The sequence below is a fragment of the Phocaeicola intestinalis genome (assembly GCF_014837065.1).
In the GTDB taxonomy this organism is placed as follows: domain Bacteria; phylum Bacteroidota; class Bacteroidia; order Bacteroidales; family Bacteroidaceae; genus Phocaeicola; species Phocaeicola intestinalis.
In genome coordinates this window covers 26684-33613 of record NZ_JACSPP010000044.1, presented here as the reverse complement: position 1 = coordinate 33613, position 6930 = coordinate 26684, and the positions used below count along the sequence as shown (strand labels likewise).

Annotated in this window: 6 protein-coding genes; 2 read left to right on the top strand and 4 right to left on the bottom strand. The window is 45.7% G+C overall.

Features of this window, described 5'->3' with window-relative positions; translation table 11 throughout:
• Positions 1-75: 75 nt before the first annotated feature.
• From H9625_RS12600 to H9625_RS12590, 3 genes are all read right to left on the bottom strand, one after another.
• Positions 76-852 carry an MBL fold metallo-hydrolase gene (locus H9625_RS12600; RefSeq protein ID WP_022039900.1) on the bottom strand — a complete coding sequence of 259 codons (777 nt, stop codon included), beginning with the start codon at positions 850-852 and terminating at the stop codon, positions 76-78.
• Between the two features lie 130 nt (positions 853-982).
• Positions 983-1993 carry a UDP-N-acetylmuramate dehydrogenase gene (gene murB / locus H9625_RS12595; protein ID WP_191764632.1) on the bottom strand — a complete coding sequence of 337 codons (1011 nt, stop codon included), beginning with the start codon at positions 1991-1993 and terminating at the stop codon, positions 983-985.
• A 26-nt stretch (positions 1994-2019) separates the two neighbouring features.
• Positions 2020-2883 (bottom strand): DUF4348 domain-containing protein, encoded by an 864-nt coding sequence (locus H9625_RS12590; protein WP_087213032.1) that lies wholly within the window; start codon positions 2881-2883, stop codon positions 2020-2022.
• Positions 2884-3039: 156 nt separating this feature from the next.
• Here H9625_RS12590 and pheS point away from each other — a divergent pair, with 156 nt between their 5' ends.
• Positions 3040-4074, top strand: coding sequence for a phenylalanine--tRNA ligase subunit alpha (gene pheS, locus H9625_RS12585; RefSeq protein WP_022039904.1), 1035 nt, complete (start codon positions 3040-3042; stop codon positions 4072-4074).
• A gap of 116 nt (positions 4075-4190) precedes the next feature.
• Complete coding sequence (locus tag H9625_RS12580) at positions 4191-5390, top strand: MFS transporter (protein ID WP_191764630.1); 1200 nt, start codon at positions 4191-4193, stop codon at positions 5388-5390.
• 286 nt (positions 5391-5676) lie between these two features.
• Here the strand turns inward: H9625_RS12580 and H9625_RS12575 are convergent, their stop codons facing one another.
• Positions 5677-6810 (bottom strand): hypothetical protein, encoded by a 1134-nt coding sequence (locus H9625_RS12575; protein ID WP_225226423.1) that lies wholly within the window; start codon positions 6808-6810, stop codon positions 5677-5679.
• Between the last annotated feature and the right edge of the window lie 120 nt (positions 6811-6930).

The following is a 6930-nucleotide window of genomic DNA, read 5'->3' as shown; positions in this document are numbered from 1 at the left end:
CTCATCACAGAAGCGAAAATGCCTCAAAAACTCATCCCAAATCATCGCACGATAAATTCAAAACAGCTTCTTATTTTATAATCGGACTACTTCACCATCGAAAGCCAGATGCACACAAGGCGGAAGTTTTCTCTCAACCTCGGCATGCAGGCCTAACTGATGGCTGATGTGGATAAAATAGGTTTCACGCGCCTGTATACGTCCTGCCTGGTTCAACGCCTCAGCCAAAGACTGGTGTGTAGGATGAGGCTGGATGCGCAAGGCATTCATAAACAGACAATCCACCCCATTCACGTATGCATACGACTCATCAGGCAAATAAGACATATCAGTAATCCATGCCATTTTGCCAATACGAAAACCCAATATAGGAAGCCGGCCGTGCATCACACGAAAAGGCACAACCTCGACCGAATGACCTGCATCGTTTGTGACCTGAAAAGGCACGTATGGCTCGATTTTCGTCAGTGGAATACGGGGAACACCCGGATAAGGATGCTCGTCGAAACAATAAGGAATACGTTTTACCAAACGGTCTGCCGTATAAGCCTCGGCATATACCGGCACATCCCGAAACTTGCAAAACGGACGTAAATCGTCCAGTCCGCCCACGTGATCGTAATGTTCGTGAGTAATCAATACACCATCTATGGGATGAAAATCAGGCAAACGAAGGGCTTGCTCCCGAAAGTCAGGTCCACAATCTATCAAGATACGAACCCCTTCTGTTTCTACCAGTGCCGAACAGCGCAACCGGTTATCACGCGAGTCTGCACTCGTACAGACCGGGCACGTACACCCAACCTGCGGCACACCTGTGGAAGTGCCGCTTCCCAATACCGTTATCTTCATATACTAATGAGTTTGTGAGTTTGTAAGTTTGTGAGTTTGTAAGTTTGTGAGTTTGTGAGTCAAAACGTTTAAGAGTTTAAAACTTAAAAACTTAAGAACTTAAAAACTTAAGAACTTAAAAACTTAAGAACTAAATATAATTCACTTCGGGCACAATCACGATGCCGAACTTTTCTTTTACCGAATCCGCCACATCCTCTGCCAAGCAGCGGACCTCTTCGCCCGTAGCTCCCCCTAAATTCACCAATACCAATGCCTGCTTATCGTGCACACCTACTTTCCCTTGCTTTTTACCTTTCCATCCACACCTGTCTATCAGCCATCCGGCAGGCACTTTCACCTTCCCTTCTCCAGCCGGATAATGAGGCATATCAGGATATGACACGCACAACGCTTCGTACTGAGCCAACGGAATCACCGGATTCATAAAGAAACTTCCCGCATTCCCCACCTCCACCGGGTCGGGCAATTTGGCTTTCCGGATGCGGATTATCACGGCACGCAACGTCTCGAGCGTAAGCTCCTCATGGGCTTTCTCCAGTTCGGCACGGATATTCCCGTAATCCAAATGCCACACCGGCTTCTTGCTTAACCTGAAAAAGACCTTAGTCACGATATAGCATCCTTTCATCTCTCGCTTGAAAACGCTTTGGCGATAGGCATAACGGCATTCGGCATTCGAGAAGCGGCGATGTTCACCCGTGGCTATGCATAATGTATCCACCTTTGTTATCAAGTCCTTCACTTCGACTCCGTATGCGCCGATATTCTGCACAGCCGAAGCCCCCACTTCTCCAGGTATTAACGAAAGGTTTTCGGCTCCATACCAGCCATGGGAAACGGCATATGCCACAAATTCGTCCCACACGACTCCCGAACCGACACACACTTCTACCTCCTCCTCATTCTCGCGTACCACACGGATACCTTGAATGGCAGAATGAAGTACCGTACCGGAGAAATCATCCAAAAAGAGCAGGTTACTCCCGCTTCCGACAGGCAAAAGTGGCAAAGGAGTATTCTTTTGCCTCAGAAACGCACAAAGTTCTTCTTCCGATTCGTATTCTACAAACCGTTTGGCATGTACATCCATACCAAACGTATTATGAGACAACAAGGAATAATTTCGTAAATCTTTCATTCTCTTTGTTTTTATTGAAGAAGCTGTCAATCGCTCAAATCCTCAAACTGTTTCAACCTCCATTCTCCACCCCGACGCTTGAAGTACAATGTATTGCTGAATCCATTTCCGAACCCTTTAAATTCAATGATTTTCGTATCTGTATCAGGCAATGACTCTTGTCCATAATGCACATTGGTCAACCGTTCCTTCAACAAAGGCGGACGAAACGAGAACCATTGCCCTTCATCAAGTGTAGTTTCCAGAATCTGAAATTCATCTTCCGGATCAACCGTCACAAACGACAGAGGGTCTGCCAGACGCTCTCCCTGAAACACCGAATCATTGGCAAAACGGAAGTAGAAATCAAAAAAATCTTCTCTCCCGCCTTCTGCATGCGCCAGCTTCTCTTTATTTATCGCCTCCAGAAACCAACTATCGTTGATGCGCTGGAAATAATAACGCTTCACCTGACGGTCTTTCAGGTAAATCCAGTCGACCTGCACACTCCTCACCGCCGTGTCCTTCTCCAACTCCATTTCCTCTTCCCTGTCGAAAAGCACGGTATATACCGGGTCGCGGCTGAAAAGCGGATCGTACTTCCAGTCCTCTTTCGAGATACGAACCACTTCCTTCCCTTTATAATAAGAAATCGGGAAAACAATCCGCGAATGCTGGAAACCTTCGTTTGAAGCAAAGTTGTAGAAAAAGTCGGCAAAACTCTCATCGGCTGTAGCCGGAATCACTTCCGGACGGACAGGAGCCGTGTCAATCACCATCGTGTCGGGCGCAGCAGACAACGAATCTATCTCACTCGTCAGCGTCTCAAAAGGATCTATCTTTTTCTTTCCACCTCCGCAGGAGGTTGTTGCCAATACAAGCAAACAACATCCGAATACAATTTTTTTCATATTTAGTGCTTCTGAAAAATCAAGCGCAAAATTACTTCTTTTTTTCTTTTATCGGATAAAAGACCTGTAGTTTTCTTTTTTGTCGGAAGAAAAAGACAATAATTCAGTTTAAATCCTTACCTTTGCGCTAAAAACAAGAAAACTAAAGAATAGGTTATGATAACGAAAATAGAAGAATTACTTCAAGAAGTAGATCAGCTGAACGCCCAGAACACAGAAGAACTGGAAGCGCTCCGCATCAAGTACCTGAGCAAAAAGGGAATCATCAATGCCTTGATGGCAGACTTCCGGAATGTGCCCGCCGAACAGAAGAAACAAGTGGGCATGAAACTGAACGAACTGAAAACCCGTACACAAGAACGCATAGCCGCCCTGAAAGAGACATTCGAGAACCAGGATGCCGACATGTCGGGCATTGACCTGACCCGTACGGCCTATCCCATCGGACTGGGCACGCGCCATCCGCTGAACATCGTGCGCAACCAGATCATTGATATCTTCAGCCGTCTGGGATTCACCATTGCCGACGGTCCGGAAGTGGAAGACGACCTACACGTATTCACAAAGATGAATTTCGCTCCCGATCATCCGGCACGCGACATGCAGGATACCTTCTTCGTAGAGACCAATCCGGACGATGTGACCAAGAACATCATCCTGCGCACGCATACCAGTAGCGTACAGGCACGCACCATGGAAGTGACCCAACCTCCTATCCGTGTCATCTGCCCGGGGCGTGTGTACCGCAACGAAGCCATCAGCTACCGTGCCCATTGCTTCTTCCATCAGGTAGAAGGACTGTATGTAGACAAGAACGTATCGTTCACCGATCTGAAACAGGTCTTGCTGCAATTTGCCCAAGAAATGTTCGGACCTGAAACCAAAATCCGTCTACGCCCTTCCTACTTCCCGTTCACCGAACCCAGTGCCGAAATGGATATCAGTTGCCACATTTGTGGTGGAGAAGGATGCCCGTTCTGCAAATATACCGGCTGGGTGGAAATTTTGGGATGCGGCATGGTAGACCCTGCTGTACTCGACGCTTGCGGCATCGACAGCAAAGTTTATTCAGGCTATGCCTTCGGCATGGGCGTAGAACGCATTGCCAACCTGAAATACAAGGTGAAGGACTTGCGCATGTTCTCGGAAAACGACACCCGCTTCCTTGAAGAATTCGAAGCGGCAAACTAAATAAACAGTTAATAATTAATAGTTAATAATTAATAGTTAAGGGTAGGAACATCCGCTGATCCCTATTAATTATTAATTGTTAACTATTAATTAACCTCACCCTAACACTCCTGTTTATGGAAAAGCAACGGCTTATTACCCCAAGTTATTGTTGCATCCTTGCCGCCAATTTCCTTCTCTACTTCGGCTTTTGGCTCTTGGTTCCGGTGCTTCCCTTTTATCTTTCGGAAATTTTCCATGCTTCAAATACCACTATCGGCATTGTCTTGTCGTGTTATACTGTATCTTCACTTTGCATCCGCCCGTTTTCGGGATACTTGCTTGATACTTTCGCACGCAAGCCCTTATACCTGTTTGCCTATTTTGTTTTCACATTGATTTTCGCCGGCTACATCTTTGCCGGCGCACTGGTCATGTTTATCATCTACCGCATCATCCACGGCATTTCGTTCGGGATGGTGACCGTAGGAGGAAATACCGTAGTCATTGACATCATGCCTTCATCACGAAGAGGGGAAGGCTTGGGCTATTACGGACTGGCTAACAACCTCGCCATGTCTGTCGGACCGATGTTCGGATTGTTCCTTCATAGCGCAGGCACATCTTACATCGCCATTTTTTCTTATGGACTCGGTTCATGCATCTTGGGCTTTATCGCAGCCAGCCTGGTAAAGACCCCTTATAAACCGCCGGTCAAACGCGAACCGATATCGCTCGACCGCTTTATCTTATTGAAAGGGCTTCCCGCCGGACTCAGCCTGCTTCTGCTTTCCATCCCTTACGGCATGACGACCAATTACGTGGCAATGTATGCCCGGCAAATCGGCATCACCGCCGAAACCGGATTCTTCTTTACCCTGATGGCTGTAGGCATGGCTATCAGCCGCATGTTCAGCGGACGGCTGGTCGACAAAGGGAAAATCACGCAAGTCATCAATGCCGGACTATATCTGGTATGCCTCTGCTATTTTGCCCTGACCGCTTGCGGCTGGCTGATAGAGTGGAACTATGCCTTCACAACGAGCCTGTTCTTTTCAGTCGCCTTGCTTTTGGGCATTGGATTCGGCACCATGTTTCCTGCCTACAATACGTTATTCGTAAACCTGGCTCCCAACAACCAGCGTGCGACCGCCACCAGTACTTACCTTACTTCGTGGGATGTAGGGCTTGGAATCGGCATGCTGCTGGGCGGATACATTGCCGAAATCGCTTCGTTCAGAGACGCATACCTGTTCGGAGCCATACTTACAATCGTATCCATGACCTATTTTCACTTGAAAGCAGGTCCCCATTTTCAACGTCACCGGTTGAGATAAAATCGAATAAACGGAAAGACAAGCTGTACAGAAAATCAGCACACGATAAATTCAAAACGGTTTCTTAGAGCCTGTTTAAATTTTGCTCAGGTTAATTTTGCGAATTGTTTGGATGTTTTTCTGATTTTATGAGAAGGATAGCGGGCTATCTGACGAATAAAATCGGGAAAACAGACCGGAAACAAACGCAAAAGAACCTGATAGAATATTAGTTTATTGGAAAATTTAAACAGGCTCTTACTCTTCTCGCAACATTATTTGCGCATCGTATAAAAAGAAAATCATTTTAATTCTTATACGTGAAAACAATGATATGCGAATACTTGTTGCCGACTTTTGTCACCTGCGCAGAAAAAATGAATGAGCGGAACAAATCGACATGCTGCATCACAAATTTGGGCAAATAAAATCCACCAACCTGCAACATATCCCCTCCTTTCAACTTATCCATATCCGCCACAAAAATAAAAGAGGCATCACGCGAAAGATTCGATACACATTCTTCGAATAAAGTATGTTGTGGAATGCTTATCATACGCGATATACACGAATCCACCTTTTCTTGTCCCGACAACACCAGCAAGCCATCTTCAGAAACTGAATCCATTTGATACAGCCGGTCTGTGACACGAAACCGGCATGAATCCGGCAATACCATCGAACCACTCAAATAAAACACCTCACTGTTTAAATGGATATCAAAACTGCTCCAGCAACTCGCACAATCCCTTACCAGGAAAGGCAGTGAAGGAGCATGCCCGTACAATGTAATAAAATTGACAGCCTTTCCTTCGTAACATTCCATAAACACAGCATCCTCACGCAACGAAACATCATCTTTACGGGCATCAATCACTTGCTCTATCAAGCTTTTCTGATAACTAAGGACACAAAAACCCTTGCCACAATAAGCAGCTATAAAATCACCGTTTTCGAGTGCATAGATATCTATATCGCTACCTCGATACGACTCTTTCTTAGGCACAAACCTTCTCCCTTGGCGCTGCATCATCCGCTGTAAAAACTCTCTTCCCGAACCGTGGGTACGGAAATACATTACGACATTACGCGCCGACATTGGTGCATGAAAACTGATCATCATTCTTTCAATGCCATTGCTCAGCCGATGTACCGTACTGTCTGCATTCGGAAATACGGCATTAAGTACCATCGGAAACAAACCACTCTGCCGCAATGTATCCAATTGCAAACCATAAGTGGTTTGTGGAAATTCATTAGCCAAGAAGTCAGGATTATCAGTTTCAAGCAAGCCAACACTCTCCAATGGCACAAAAGACAACAAATCGACATCCTTGCCCTTATCAGCCACACTGAGTTGGACAAAGCTATAGACTCCTACTGCTATGCAGAAAAGAACAATAGAAACGATAACACCTACCTTACCGACCATATTATTCATATTTTTTTGCAAATATAGGCAATTAATTAAAAAAGTACAAATCCAATAGGGAATATTTAAAAAAGAAAAAGCAGTGAATATACATTTAGATACTCACTGCCTGATACCCAAGTGTGGGTG